Genomic DNA, 13,944 nt, shown 5'->3' with positions numbered 1-13,944 from the left:
CTGAGGGCAAGGCGCCACTCAAGGTGCGCGATCAACAAAACCCAGGGCATATGTGGCGATACGTTTACCCATCGCTGTCTTCGCTCAGCAAGGCGCCGCAAAGGGCGCGGTGCAAATCAGGGTTGGCCGCCAGAATGCCATTCAGTTTTGGATGTGCATTGTTGAACGCCAAAGGTCGGCCCGCCCGGTCTGATGTGGCGGCGCCTGCCTCACGCAAAATCAGGTCCCCGGCAGCCACATCCCATTCCCAGGTCGGCCTCAACGTCATCATCGCATCAAATCTGCCCTCGGCGACGATGCTGGTTCGATACGCCAGAGAGGGACGATAAACCCGTTCAACCGCCGGCACATCACCGCGCCAATGCTCTGGCCGGTAACTGGGCTTGGCCGCAAGCAAAGATGCCCCGGTCAGGGCAGATCGCGGGCTGACAGAAATCCGCCCACCGTTCAGATATGCCCCTTGGCCTGCCGCAGCCGTATATAGTTTGTCGCGCTGCGGCAAAAAAACGACCGCTGCTGTCACGACGCCTTGGTGCGCAACCGCAAGCGCATGCGCCCATGTGCGCGACCCCTCGATAAAGCTCCGCGTCCCGTCGATTGGGTCAACGATAAAGACCGTGTCGCGCTCCAGTCTGTCGGCATTGTCCTCGGTTTCTTCAGACAACCATCCATAGTCCGGGCGGGCCGCGCGAAGCTCTGAGGCCAGCATTTCGTTGACGGCAAGATCGGCCTCGGTGACCGGTCCTGCGCCATCGCCTTTGTCCCACCGTTTGGCGGTTGCGCCGGAATATCCTGTGGCAATCTCACCCGCGGCCTGCGCTGCGCGTATCAGAAGCTCCAGATCAGTTTCCGGCAAGGGTCATCCCTTCGATCAGCAGCGATGGCACGACGCGCGATAAATGCGTTCTGGCGTCATTGGCCGGGATGATCCGCCGCAACATTTCCGGCAATGAACCGGCGATTGTGCATTCGTTGACCGGATGAGTGATCTCACCCTTTTCAACCCAAAACCCACTGGCACCGCGGGAATAGTCTCCGGTGTTGCGATTGATTGTTGACCCAATCATCGACGTTACCAGCAACCCCGTTCCCATCTGTGCAATCAGATCCGCACGAGATGCGCTGCCTTGTGTCAGGGCGGTATTCCAGACGCCTGGCGACGGGGGTGATGCAATGTCACGCTTGGCGTTACCTGTCGAGGGCATGTCCAACTTACGACCCGTGGCCAGATCAAGCGTCCACCCCATCAAAATACCGTTCTCAACAATCAAGCGATGGTTTGTTGGTAAGCCTTCGGCGTCAAACGGGCGGGAGCCCGTTGCACGTGGCCGGAGTGGGTCTTCAGAAATCGAAAGATGTGAGGGTAGGACTTGTGCACCCAGTTTGTCCCGAAGCCATGAAGAGCCCCTGCCGACCGACAGGCCGTTCGCGGCAGTCAACAAATGCCCGATCAATGAGGAAGACACTCTTTCGTCGAACAAAACCGGAAAGGTTCCGGTAGGTGGTTTGCACGCACCCAAGCGTTCTGCGGCGCGTTCCCCGGCGCATTGGCCAATCTCTTCAGGGGTCCGCAGATCCGACTGAAAAATACGACTGTCGCTGTCTGCATCCCTTTCCATGCCCAGGCCGCTTCCGGCGATGGCCACACAATAGAGACTGCGAGTGGTGCGCGTATAGCCACCGCTAAACCCGTTAGTCGCGGCCAAGTGGATCAAGCGCTTGCTATATCCGGCTGACGCCACCTGGCTTTGTGATACGCCCTTTACCGCAAGAGCCGCGGCTTCTGCAGCCTCAGCATCCTGTTGCAATGCAGCGGGCGATGGTTCTGGCGAGGTATCCTCGAGTTGCAGCGCATCAAGATCCCAGTTCACGGCCAATTGGCCCGGATCGGCCAGACCAATGTTCGGATCCTCCGGCGCCACACGCGCCATGGCGACAGCGCGCTCTGCCAATGCCCGCAATGTATCGGTCCGTGTATCCGACGCAGACACATTGGCCTGACGCTTGCCAACCAAAACCCTTAAACCAACCTCGACGTTTTCAGACCGGTCAGCCTGTTCCAGTGCCCCGCCGCGAACATCGATTGAAAGTGACGTTGCCTCGGTCGCCATTGCATCTGCCGCATCCGCACCGGCCTTGCGCGCAGCGTCCAAAATTGCGCTGGTCAAATCATGCAGAGTGTTGGGCATAAGGTGTCTCCTGTGAAGCCAACAGGTAGAGCGTGATCCCCTAGGGTGCAAGGGCAGGAGGTAGGATCATCATACCCCGTTCGGCCTTTGGCATCCTGCGCGCAAAAAAGAGGCTGCGAGTGTGACCCGCAGCCTCAAATACCTTAATGCTCTGCCCTGATATCAGCGCAGGCGTTGGCCGTTGGCCTTGACTTGACCGTCATCCGTGACTTCGATCTTTGATGTCAGGGTATCTTCGCCCTGCCCTGGCACCGCAAAGAGGCCCATCATCATGCGCGCGCTCATGGCTTGAGTGTCGGGTAGCAATCCAATCGACACCAACTTGTCCAAAAGGCCATTGGCACCCTGCAATTTGAGATCAATCTCGCCGGTTGGGGCAGGAATTCCACCGAATGTGACCTTGTCGCTATTGTCGAAGGTAAAACCACCCTCGCCTGTCAGCTCTGCACCGGCCAGACTGATTGTCATGCCCTTCAGATCCAACTCCGTCACTTCACCCGGAGCCACTTCGCCGCGCTCCACTGCTTCCATCGCGTTGGGATCCAGCAAATCAACCATCAATTTGACCTTACCAGTCAGATCAAGTGCGATTGTTGCAGGATCACGGGGCAACACAGCGCCACCGTCAAAGATACTCCAGAGCATCTCGGACATGGTGAAATCACCCATTGTCATGCCGAAGGCAAAATCCTGTTCGTCCGTGCTTCCTGTGATCGGCACCAGCAGGTTGAACGCTGCCTTTTGCATCGCCAGCTCTACCGGGAACGGCAATTCACCACCAACCAACTGGATTTGGTAGTCTTTTGCTTCGCCCGAATAGTTCAGACCGCTTGTATCCATGCCAATATCCAACATGCCACCACCCGTTTTTGTGGTGCCTTGGACATCCTGGCCATCTTCGGTAACCGTAAAGTTCGAGCCACCCGGCCCCATTTGGAAACCGCCGGTGAAGGCAAAACCGGAGCCCAGCATGGCGCTCATGTCATTGGCATCCATATTGGGCGGAATTGTCCCGCTGCCAGCAAAGCCGAAATTGTCGTATGACCCATTGATCTGCATCCGACCTGACGTCTCGGGGTCTGTGAAATCCAAGTCGAACGTCATGGGCCCGGACGTCATGCGCTGTGTCGTACTACGCATCGCGTCGACCTTCATATTGGACGAGCCGACCAGATCGGTGACCGACATTCCACCCTTGATGAAATCAACAGGCGCACTGTTTACGGCAACCTCTGACAAGGCAATGCTCATCTCCGCGACGGAATAATTATACGTCATATCTTCCGGGGCGCCGGAGATTACGACGGAATAGCCCGACGTTTCGTAGTCGATCAGCATGTCCATGACATCGCCCTCGGCGATTTGCATGTTCAGGCGCATCGGGATTTTTGGTGGGATGGACATGGATACCGTGCCATCACCGTTCTCCGTAAACTGAAACTGGCCGAGAGAGACACTCATGTTGCCTTCTTCCTCGGGCAGATCGATGTTCAACACCAAATCATCAACCGTCAGTGTATCGCCGGAAATGCTTTCATTGGACACCAACTCATAGCCGAACCCGACCATGTAGCTCTTCCAGTCGTCCCACACCTGCTGTGCTGTTACATCGGCGTATGCTGCCGATCCCGTCATAAAAATACTGATGGCTGCCGCCGAACATGCGGCGGATTTCAACTGCGCCATTTTGAACCCTCTCGATTTGAAATTCGGCACTAACTTCTGCTCAAGCACCGGCCCGGTCAAGTAGCGATCTCGCTGGACCATCATCGCGCGGGCAGATACGACTTATCCATCTATAAAAGGGCGACATTATGATGTTACAAGGCAAGACCGTGGTAATCACTGGGGCAAGTCGCGGCATTGGATCAGCGTCTGCGTATGAGTTTGCGGCTGCAGGCGCCAATGTTGCGCTCCTTGCCCGCAGCAGCGGCGCCATCAGTGAAGTGGCCGCAGATATTGGCGCACAAGCGATCGCAATTCCATGCGATGTCAGCCGTTTTTCAGACATGTCGAGTGCCGTGCAAACCGCCGTGGATACCTTCGGGGGTGTTGACGTTTTGATCGGAAATGCCGGTGTGATAGAGCCTATTTCTTCGCTTGCCGACGCAGATCCTGATGCCTGGGGCGCAGTGATTGATATCAACCTCAAGGGCGTTTTCAACGGAATGCGCGCCGCAATGCCTGTGATGCAGGCGGCAGGCAGTGGAACGATTATCACCATCAGCTCCGGGGCCGCCCATAGCGCTCTGGAAGGGTGGAGCCATTACTGCGCGTCCAAAGCGGGCGCTGCCATGTTGACCATGTGTGCCGACAAGGAAGGTCGCGCGCAGGGGCTTCGGGTCATGGGCCTCTCTCCGGGGACCGTCGCCACCGAAATGCAGCGCGAGATCAAACAGAGTGGCATCAATCCGGTGGCGCAGCTCGAATGGTCCGATCACATCCCCCCGGATTGGCCCGCCAAAACGCTCAGGTGGATGTGTAGTCCAGATGCGGATGAATTCATTGGTCAGGAAATCTCGCTACGCAGCGAAGACATTCGCAAAAGGGTCGGCCTGATATGATCAACCTCGAAAAAGACGAAGATCTGTGGATCGCCACAATCAACCGGCCGGAGAAAGCCAATTCTCTGACCGAAGCCATGTTGACCGAACTGGCAGATATTGCAGAGGCCGCCCAAGAGGCCCGCGTTTTCATTCTGACAGCCCACGGCAAATCCTTCAGCGCCGGGATGGATCTTGAGGCCGCTAAATCCGGCCTGCCGACGTCGCCGGTATGGGAAAGACTATCGACCGCCATTGCGTCTCTTCCGGGACTTTCCATTGCGGCCTTGAATGGCACTGTTGCCGGTGGCGCGATGGGCATGGTTCTGGCCTGTGATCTACGGATTGCCGTGCCCGGAACGCGTGCATTTTATCCGGTAATGAAGTTGGGGTTTTTGCCACAGCCGTCGGATCCAGGTCGATTGAGCCGTTTGATCGGCCGGTCGCGTGCCAAGATGATTTTGATGGCCGGGCAAAAAATATCGACCAACGACGCTTTGGCTTGGGGACTGTTCGACCGTGTGGTAGAGCCGGATTTGCTCTTGCCCACCGCCCGTGAACTGGCCGCAGATACGCTCGCCGCGGCGCCATCACATGCGCAGGCGATCAAAGGTCTTTGCCGCTGATGGGTCACCTCTCGGCCCTATGTCTTTCTGTCTCTAATCCAAGCAAACTTGCCCGGTTTTACGTGGATCATCTGGGAATGGTGGCCCAACAGAAATCAGATGAATGGCATCTGGGGTATCGCGGTGAAGATGCTTTGCTTGTTCTGGTGCCAGGTGGTACCGCCTACCAGCATGCGCCAACCGACCGGTATTGGAAGATCGGTCTGACATTGCCAAATGTCGACATTGCGCATCGTCAGTTGCGGCAAGCCGGGATCAAGGTGACCCAGCCGCACCAATTCCAGGACATCGGATACATGTGCCATTTGTCTGATCCTGAAGGCTTCCAAATCGAACTTTTGCAACATGACTTTGAGGGCAACCGACCATCAAATACGGGCAATAGAAACCAACCACTTGGGGGAGGTGCGCGTATCGGTCAAATCACGTTGAGGACAGGCAATATCGCAGCGGAGACAGCAATCGCAGATGCCAACGGCATGCACCTTTTGTCCATTCAACCGGTTCGGGATCGCGGTTTTGACCTCTATTTCTGGGCGTTTAGTGCGGAGGACCCGCCCGATCCGGACCTGCGTGCTGTTCAAAATCGGGAATGGCTTTGGAAGCGTCCATACACGACACTTGAGTTTCAATATGTGGATGGTTTGAAGCCAACGACTAACTCAAATTTCGCCGGGCTACGGTTTGGCAATCGAAATCTTGTTGATTTTGTAGAAACGGACTCTGACCCAGCCTGAAAGGCCTTATCCCTGCTTGTCAGCTATCTCTTGCGACGGCGACCAGGTGTTTTGGAATGAAAATCGGGTGGGCGCTTGGTTACCCATGCAACGAATTTTGCCAATCTTGGATGCGCTCTCAATGCATCGATCGTCGCGAAATCACGGGCCAGTTCTGCTTCTGTAAGCGTTGCGTGAATTTCGTTGTGACAAATTTGATGAAGCAAGACAGTAGGGCCGCCTTTACCACCTTTAAGCTTGGGGACCAGGTGATGATGGCTTTGCCGCGCATCGGCGGGAATGGGCCGCTGGCATAAAGGACATATCGGCGTATTCGTTTGTATGGCTTGATCCTTTCAATGATCACAGGCATGAAAATGACGGTGATGGTGAAAATGACAAGAGGTGGATAATGGACTGGGAGGCGCAACCGGAATTCGTCCAACAGGCGCTTGCCTACGGGCTTCAGGGGTGGGACCTGGCCAAAGCATGGCTGCTCAGTCCCGCAGCATGGTCTCAATTCGCCCTGCTCGTCGTCGCTTACCTCGTGGCACTTGTCTTCTCACGCAAGCTCAAGCCCATTCTGCGCCGATGGCTCACTCCGGCTGATGATCAGGTAAACATCTTTGCCCGCGCGCGCCGGTTTGTCCTGATTTTTGTGCCGCTGTTGTTGCCTCTCCTGGCCTACACTTTCACCGGTATGGGCGAGAGCATCACGCGGTCGATCTTTGGCTCGGGAGATGTCATCGCCTTTGGCAAACGCGTCTTTCTGTTTCTCGCTGCGCGCATTTTGGTGCATCGGATCATTCAGGACCCATTCCTCAAGCTACTAGGGAAATACGTGCTCATTCCCGTCGCAGCAATCTATGCTGTTGGCCTGTTGGGCACCGTCACTGAATGGCTTCAAAGCACGGTGGTGCCGCTTGGCAATATGTCATTTGACCTCCTGTGGCTGATCAAAGCAATCGTCGTCGGCAGCGTTATCTTCTGGCTGGGACGCTGGTCAAACGATCAGTCTGCGAGCTTCATTCACCAGCAAGAAGAAATGCGGCCAGCCACAAGGCAACTTGCTGTAAAGGCTGCAGAAATTGCGATTTTTGGCGCCGCATTCCTGATTCTGATGAACATTCTGGGCATATCGCTGACGTCGCTCGCCGTTCTGGGTGGCGCCATTGGTGTGGGCCTCGGGTTTGGCCTCCAAAAGATCGCCGCCAACTTCATTTCCGGCGTCATTCTCTTGCTGGAAGGGCAGGCAACGGTTGGTGATTACGTCGAGTTGGATGGCGGAGAGGCGGGCACAATCGTCAAGACCACGGCCCGGGCCATGATCCTGGAGTCTTTCGATGGCCGTTGGATCGTGGTGCCGAACGAAGATTTCATCACCACAAGGGTGGTCAACTATTCGGACCAAGGCAGCGCCAATCGTTACGAAGCCCCGTTTTCGGTCAGCTACGATACAGACATCAACCTTGTTCCTGCGATCATTGAAAAAGCCGTATCCAAGCTCGATTTCGTCCTGCAGGAGCCTGAAAAACCCGACTGTGAGCTTCGGGCCTTTGCCGATAGTGGCGTCGAGTTTTCAGTCGAATTCTGGGTCAATGGGATTGACGACGGGAAAAACAAATTCACCCCGAAAGTGTTGTTCGCGATCTGGAACGCGCTCAAGGAAAATGACATCGAAATCCCCTTTCCTCAACGTGTTGTGCACCACAAGGGACTACCACCCTCTTCATGACCGATGCGCTGGTCATCGGGGCTGGTCCTGCTGGGCTCATGGCGGCCGGAACAATGGCGCAGGCCGGATGCCGCGTTTTGGTGGCCGACGCCAAACCCTCTGTGGCGCGCAAATTTTTGATGGCTGGCAAGTCTGGCCTGAACCTCACCATGGATGCACCAAAAGACGAATTCTTGGCGGCGTATGGTCCGGGATCCGAGCCTTTGAAACCCATGATCGACGCCTTTGGCGCGCAAAGCGTCATGGCCTGGGCAAAAGGCCTGAACCAAGAGATTTTTACAGGCACAACTGGGCGCGTCTTTCCAAAAGCAATGAAGGCGTCGCCTTTGCTGCGGGCGTGGTTAGGTCGTTTGGCGTCGTTGGACGTCCAAACCAACCTGCGTTGGCGCTGGCAGGGATGGGACGGTGAAAAGACGGTTTTTCAGACGCCCGGTGGTATCCAATGCCTGCGCCCTCAAGTTACGGTTCTGGCGTGTGGTGGCGCCAGTTGGGCAAGACTTGGGTCTGATGGAACTTGGTCAGCCCACATGCCACCGTCCCATGTCGCACCCTACAAACCTGCCAATGTTGGATTTGAAGTCGCGTGGTCCGAGCATATGACGCGGCATTTTGGCAAACCCGTTAAGGGGGTCGCTTTGCACGCGGGCGATCAAATTTCGCTTGGTGAGATTGTGATTTCATCGGCTGGAATTGAAGGCGGCGGTGTTTATGCTATCTCCCGCGCTTTGCGCGACGGCGCGTCATTAACAATCGATTTGCTGCCAGACATGGCCATCGAAAAGGTGCGCGAAAAGCTGGCGCGTGGTCGTGGCAAGGCCAGCTTGACCAATCATTTGCGCAAGGCGCTCAGGTTGGACCCGGTCAAAATTGCACTTCTTATGGAATGTGCAAAACCGCTCCCCGATGATCTTGCGCTACAGATCAAAGCCTTGAGCCTGACATTGGAAGGCCCGAGACCGATAGATCAGGCAATCTCAACCGCGGGTGGGTTACGTTTCGATGCGCTCGACGACAGCTTGATGATCCGCGCCCGTCCCGGCGTTTTTGCTGCTGGTGAAATGCTGGATTGGGAGGCGCCAACCGGCGGCTATCTTTTGACTGCGTGCCTTGCCACCGGGAAGTGGGCCGGTGCCGCCGCGGCGCGCTATGCTGGCCATACCACCAACGAAACTGGCGCGTACTGACAAAAAGTGTCATCCTCTTGTGGCAAGTTAAACTACGCCATTTCCAAATTCGTTTGAGGAGAAGCCATATGCCAATTACCGGAAAATGCCTTTGTAGTGCAGTGAGTTACACCGTAAATTCTGATGTCACCGAAGCGGGTGCGTGTCATTGCGAAATGTGCAGAAAATGGTCGGGCGGCATGTATATTGGCGTAAAAGTTGAGCCTGACGACATCTCTTTTGAGGGCGCCGACGCAATCACAACCTACACATCATCTGACTGGGCAGAACGCGGTTTTTGCAGCACATGCGGAAGCAGTCTCTTTTACCGCATCACGGCCCCGGGGCCGCATCACGGTGTGTACCACCTCGGGATGGGTTCGATCGACAACGCGGATGACCTGACCGTGACTGAAGAGATTTTCACTGATGTAAAACCACAAGGTTATGCTCTTGCGGGAGACCTGAAAGGCATGACCCGTGATGAAGTCTTCGCGTTATTCGCCGGAGAGGATGTGGCGCATTAAGCGCTACATGTGCTCGGACAGAAACGCCGCCACCATCCGCCGCACGCGTTTTTTCGACGTCAGCCAATGGTTGTTGTGCAATGGGTCCGGTCGGGTAAACACAACAGATCGGTCATTGCTGTCCATAAACGGTTGGCAGTCTCCGCGAAGGTCCAGGCTTTGAAACCACCGGTCGTTTTTACCCACGAGTGACAGTACGGGTTCGACGCGCGGGGCATTCAGGCCTTTGTATTCGGGCCATCCTGCGTGACATGTCCAACCTTCAATCACACGGGCGCTTACTGGCAAAGTTCGCACCGTCGCAACCGCAATGCCACCCTCGCTATGTCCCACCAAGGCGACGCGGTTGGCAGACCGGGTCATCCGTTTGATTTGACGCAGTGCATAATCCATTTCGGCATGCCGCCATTGCAGGACGGCACGGTGTAACCCGCCTTTTTGCAGCAACGGTCGACAACTCGCTGGTTTGACTTTCCGGGCAAATCCATCGGGCGCCACAAACACATAGCCTAGGCCTGCGTGAAACTTACCCGCGGCACGGTCAATGTAGCTGAAACCAGCACAGCCATGGGCATAGATGACAATGCCTGCGGTAGGATTTTCGGATAAGTAACCTGCGATATCTGCGACAGAGGCCTGGACAGGGGCGCCTTTTTCGCCAGGTAAATACACCAGAGCACCAGCCCATGTGCGGGCCAGTTCTGTGCTATCCCGCGCGGTATCAGCCTGTGCGGCAGCGGCCAAAAAGAGCCAGAACAGAACGGCCAGACCTTTCATCTTGCCGCCATCATGGCCAACCGAATAAGCGTTCGCTCGACCAATGCCATCGCGGGTGCGTTTTGCCCGGCGGATCGGAGCTGCAGGTCCGTATCGGTCAGCAACGTCAGAGCCTGTTCCAGACGCGGTGCGCCCCATTTCTGCGCTTGTCGCAGCATCCTGTCGCGGCGTGGGCCAAAGATTGGCGGGCGCATCCGGGCTATACCCTGCGACGCACCGCCGGGATCAGATGCAGCCGTGTAAAGCGCACGGAAGTGCCTTGTTGCCCCGATGCAAAGACCAACGGGTTGAACGCCCTGCGCCTTCAGTTTCTTCATAACAGGGCCAATTTCGCCGGACCGTGCCTCGGCCACGATATTCAGAACGTCATCCAGATCCGCCTCAGTCGATGTGGGCGCACAGGCGGCGATGTCTTCCGAAGACACGGTCGTGTCATCGCCCATCTTGTAGAGCGCCAGTTTTTCCATGGTCTGGCGGAAATCACCCAGATCGAGGTCCCGTGCCAAGGCTGTGAGGTCTGTCATGGCGTCGTTTCCAACACCGGTCAGTCCGGCCTTGGTCAGGGTTGCTTCGATCTCGGCGCGTGAGGGTGGATCATCGTAGATGCCGGTTGCATAGGCATTGGGATGGGTCTCAAAAAGTTTGCGCAGTTTGGAGGAGGCCTTGAGCCCGCCCGCCGTGACAATCACCTGCGCATCGCCTTCTGCCCACTCGGACAGCGCCGCGGTTACCAATGGCGCCAACGCATCGGTGGCATCTTCGACAAAAACGACGCGCGGACCGGGAAAGAAACCCTGCGCCTTGATGGCATCCAACAGCATCGCCGGATCTTTGCGCAGGTCAGCGGCAGGAATACGCGCCAGGCGCATCTCTTCCTCACCATCTGGCCCGACCAGCGCCGCGATCACTTCCTGCCGTCTGAGCGCAATCCGCATCGCATCCGCGCCATAGATCAACAGCCCCGTGCGGTTCGGCTCAGGCCGGGCGAAATAGCCCGGTGCATCGCGCGTCGAAAGCTTCATACGCGCCCTACAGGGTTGGCAAATTCGTTAGATAACCACATTCACGATCCGGCCGGGGACGACGATGACCTTCTTGGGCTGGGCCCCATCCAGCGCCTTTTGCACAGCATCGGTGGCCATGGCGGTTTTTTCAACCTCGGCCTTGTCCATATCTGGTGGCACGCTGATTTCTGCGCGGCGCTTGCCGTTGATCTGAATGGGCAGGGTAATGGATTGATCCACCAACATCGCCTCATCCGCCTGCGGCCAGGGCGCGTTGATGATCAGGCCGTCACCGCCCTGTTGCGCCCAGATGTCTTCGGCCAGATGCGGCGTCATCGGGGACATCAGCTGCGCCAGTGTCATGATCGCCTGTTTCTGCGCGGCGTGGCTGGCTTTGGATTTCGACAGCACATTGGTAAAGGCGTAAAGCCTTGCAATCGCTGCGTTAAATCCGAAGCTTTCGACACCAAGCGTCACATCACGGATGGTTTTATGCATCTCACGCAAGAGATCGTCATCGCCGTCACCCGAGGCATTTGCATCCATCGCAGCAATTCGATCGCTGATATTCCAGACACGGCTCAGATGTTTGAACGCAGCCTCTGCCCCGCTTGCGGTCCATTCCACATCGCGCTCCGGCGGGCTGTCGCTGAGGACAAACCAGCGCGCGGTATCAGCCCCGTAAGCGCCAATGATGTTTAGTGGATCAACGACGTTATTTTTTGACTTCGACATCTTAGCTGACGGAACAATTTCGATACGTGTTGCATCCCCCTGGTTCGCCTTTTCCAGAGTCTTCCAGAAGTCACCATCTTTCAGTAAGTCCGCTTTGAGTAATGCATACTGGGATGTACCATCGACTTGGATTTCCACGTCCTCCGGATAGTGATACACAGGTCGACCAGCGTCGTTATAGCTCAAGAAAATGGCATGCGTGACCATGCCCTGAGTGAACAGAGCATCAAATGGCTCAATCGCGCTGGACGGCAGATGACCGGTGATGTGCATCGCACGAGCAAAGAACCGGCTATAGAGCAGATGCAAGATCGCGTGTTCGATGCCGCCGATATACTGGTCCACATTCATCCAGTATTCCGCTTCGGCCATGTCGGTTGGCGTTGCGGCACGCGGGGCGGTGAAGCGCGCGAAGTACCATGAGCTGTCCACGAAGGTGTCCATTGTGTCGGTCTCACGCTTGGCCGCTTTGCCGCATTTCGGGCAGGAACAGTCTCGCCACGTGGCATGACGATCCAGCGGGTTACCGGGGATATCGAACGTGACATCATCTGGCAGTTGGACGGGCAGGTTCTCTTTCTTCTCCGGCACCACGCCGCAGTCATCGCAATGCACGACAGGGATCGGACAGCCCCAGTAGCGTTGCCGTGAAAGGCCCCAATCGCGCAGGCGGTACTTGACCTGACCTTTGCCAAGGTTATGCGCTTCGAAATAGTCGATCGTGGCGTCGATGCCTTCCTGGCTGGTGGCCTCGGCGATACCGGTGAAATGGTCAATAAAGACAATTTTTTCGGATTTGGCCGGAACCAGCGCCACATCTTCGACCTCTGTGTCGTCACCGGGCATGTAGAAGGCGTTGCGCACATCGAGACCGTATTTGCGGGCAAAATCAAGGTCACGCTGATCATGCGCCGGGCAACCGAAGACTGCACCGGTGCCGTAATCCATCAAGACGAAGTTACCGACCCAGACAGGCAGCTGAATGTCCGGGTAAATCGGATGCTGGACAGTGATACCGGTATCAAGACCCTTCTTCTCGGCCTTTTCCATCGCGGCTTCGGTCGTGTCCATCTTGCGGGTTTCGGCGATGAAGGCGGCCAGCTCGGCATTGCCTTCGGCCAATTCACGCGACAACGGGTGTTCGGGCGAAATGGCGATAAAGCTGGCGCCGCGCATTGTGTCAGGGCGCGTCGAGTAACACAGAATCGGATCGCCGCCATCAGCGCGGTGGAATGGGATTTCGATACCGCGAGATTTGCCGATCCAGTTTTCCTGCATCAGCCGGACCTTGGCGGGCCAGTTGTCCAGCCCGTCCAGCGCCTCAAGCAGCTCTTCGGAAAAGTCGCTGATCTTAAAGAACCATTGCGTGAGTTCTCGTCGTTCCACCTCGGCGCCCGAACGCCAGCCTTTGCCGTCGATCACCTGCTCATTGGCCAGCACGGTCATATCAACCGGGTCCCAATTAACCACGGCGTTCTTGCGATACACCAACCCCTTGTCCAACATGTCCAGGAACAGAGCCTGTTGCTGGCCATAGTACTCTGGATCGCAGGTGGCAAATTCACGCGACCAGTCGATGCTGAGCCCCAGAGGCTTCATCTGCGCCCGCATGTCGTCGATGTTCTGATAGGTCCAGTCCTTCGGATGACCACCAATGGCCATAGCGGCGTTTTCCGCAGGCATGCCAAACGCATCCCAGCCCATGGGATGCAGCACGTTGTGTCCGGTCGACATCTTGTAGCGCGCGATAACGTCACCCATCGTGTAATTGCGCACATGGCCCATATGGATGCGGCCCGATGGATACGGGAACATCTCAAGCACGTAATACTTGGGTTTGTCATCCGTATGGGTGGCCCGGAAAATACCGGCCTTGTCCCAGGCCTCTTGCCATTTGGCTTCTATTTCGGCGGCGGAATAGCGCGACAT

13 protein-coding genes are annotated in these 13,944 nt (G+C 56.5%); 6 read left to right on the top strand and 7 right to left on the bottom strand.

Going from position 1 to position 13,944, the window contains the following annotated elements; genetic code table 11:
• Positions 1–64: 64 nt before the first annotated feature.
• The 3 genes from ACZ1HJ_RS05820 to ACZ1HJ_RS05810 form a co-directional block, all read right to left on the bottom strand.
• Complete coding sequence (locus tag ACZ1HJ_RS05820; RefSeq protein WP_472721372.1) at positions 65–856, bottom strand: 3'(2'),5'-bisphosphate nucleotidase CysQ; 792 nt, start codon at positions 854–856, stop codon at positions 65–67.
• Positions 843–2,189 (bottom strand): TldD/PmbA family protein, encoded by a 1,347-nt coding sequence (locus ACZ1HJ_RS05815; protein WP_472721371.1) that lies wholly within the window; start codon positions 2,187–2,189, stop codon positions 843–845. The genes ACZ1HJ_RS05820 and ACZ1HJ_RS05815 overlap by 14 nt, the downstream gene beginning before the upstream one ends.
• A 162-nt stretch (positions 2,190–2,351) precedes the next feature.
• Positions 2,352–3,875 carry a DUF2125 domain-containing protein gene (locus ACZ1HJ_RS05810; RefSeq protein WP_472721370.1) on the bottom strand — a complete coding sequence of 508 codons (1,524 nt, stop codon included), beginning with the start codon at positions 3,873–3,875 and terminating at the stop codon, positions 2,352–2,354.
• A 128-nt stretch (positions 3,876–4,003) separates the two neighbouring features.
• Between ACZ1HJ_RS05810 and ACZ1HJ_RS05805 the strand changes: the two genes are divergently transcribed.
• Genes ACZ1HJ_RS05805 through ACZ1HJ_RS05795 form a run of 3 tightly spaced genes read left to right on the top strand, consistent with a single transcriptional unit; the run spans position 4,004 to position 6,095 of the window.
• Positions 4,004–4,753: an SDR family oxidoreductase gene (locus tag ACZ1HJ_RS05805; protein WP_472721369.1), complete on the top strand. Its 750-nt coding sequence runs from the start codon at positions 4,004–4,006 to the stop codon at positions 4,751–4,753.
• Positions 4,750–5,358 (top strand): enoyl-CoA hydratase/isomerase family protein, encoded by a 609-nt coding sequence (locus ACZ1HJ_RS05800; RefSeq protein WP_472721368.1) that lies wholly within the window; start codon positions 4,750–4,752, stop codon positions 5,356–5,358. The genes ACZ1HJ_RS05805 and ACZ1HJ_RS05800 overlap by 4 nt, the downstream gene beginning before the upstream one ends.
• The gene (locus ACZ1HJ_RS05795; protein ID WP_472721367.1) at positions 5,358–6,095 is read left to right on the top strand and encodes a VOC family protein; all 738 of its coding nucleotides are present in this window, start codon (positions 5,358–5,360) and stop codon (positions 6,093–6,095) included. The genes ACZ1HJ_RS05800 and ACZ1HJ_RS05795 overlap by 1 nt, the downstream gene beginning before the upstream one ends.
• Before the next feature lie 23 nt (positions 6,096–6,118).
• Here ACZ1HJ_RS05795 and ACZ1HJ_RS05790 read toward each other — a convergent pair whose 3' ends face one another.
• Positions 6,119–6,418 (bottom strand): HNH endonuclease, encoded by a 300-nt coding sequence (locus tag ACZ1HJ_RS05790; RefSeq protein ID WP_472722166.1) that lies wholly within the window; start codon positions 6,416–6,418, stop codon positions 6,119–6,121.
• A 68-nt stretch (positions 6,419–6,486) separates the two neighbouring features.
• Here ACZ1HJ_RS05790 and ACZ1HJ_RS05785 point away from each other — a divergent pair, with 68 nt between their 5' ends.
• The 3 genes from ACZ1HJ_RS05785 to ACZ1HJ_RS05775 all read left to right on the top strand — a co-directional run bounded on the left by ACZ1HJ_RS05785 (position 6,487) and on the right by ACZ1HJ_RS05775 (position 9,499).
• On the top strand, positions 6,487–7,809 hold the full coding sequence (locus ACZ1HJ_RS05785; RefSeq protein ID WP_472721366.1) for a mechanosensitive ion channel family protein: 1,323 nt from the start codon (positions 6,487–6,489) through the stop codon (positions 7,807–7,809).
• Entirely contained in the window at positions 7,806–8,993 is a 1,188-nt protein-coding gene (locus ACZ1HJ_RS05780; RefSeq protein WP_472721365.1) for a TIGR03862 family flavoprotein, read from the top strand. The genes ACZ1HJ_RS05785 and ACZ1HJ_RS05780 overlap by 4 nt, the downstream gene beginning before the upstream one ends.
• 68 nt (positions 8,994–9,061) lie before the next feature.
• Positions 9,062–9,499 carry a GFA family protein gene (locus tag ACZ1HJ_RS05775; protein ID WP_472721364.1) on the top strand — a complete coding sequence of 146 codons (438 nt, stop codon included), beginning with the start codon at positions 9,062–9,064 and terminating at the stop codon, positions 9,497–9,499.
• 3 nt (positions 9,500–9,502) lie between these two features.
• Here ACZ1HJ_RS05775 and ACZ1HJ_RS05770 read toward each other — a convergent pair whose 3' ends face one another.
• From ACZ1HJ_RS05770 to leuS, 3 genes are read right to left on the bottom strand one after another with little or no spacing between them, the layout of a single operon-like run.
• Positions 9,503–10,276 carry a dienelactone hydrolase family protein gene (locus tag ACZ1HJ_RS05770; RefSeq protein ID WP_472721363.1) on the bottom strand — a complete coding sequence of 258 codons (774 nt, stop codon included), beginning with the start codon at positions 10,274–10,276 and terminating at the stop codon, positions 9,503–9,505.
• Positions 10,273–11,298: a DNA polymerase III subunit delta gene (gene holA, locus ACZ1HJ_RS05765; RefSeq protein ID WP_472721362.1), complete on the bottom strand. Its 1,026-nt coding sequence runs from the start codon at positions 11,296–11,298 to the stop codon at positions 10,273–10,275. The genes ACZ1HJ_RS05770 and holA overlap by 4 nt, the downstream gene beginning before the upstream one ends.
• A 27-nt stretch (positions 11,299–11,325) precedes the next feature.
• Positions 11,326–13,944, bottom strand: coding sequence for a leucine--tRNA ligase (gene leuS, locus ACZ1HJ_RS05760; RefSeq protein ID WP_472721361.1), 2,619 nt, complete (start codon positions 13,942–13,944; stop codon positions 11,326–11,328).

It is taken from the genome of Roseovarius sp. JB2-10 (assembly GCF_055693585.1).
This window is presented reverse-complemented; position numbering and strand designations above follow the sequence as displayed.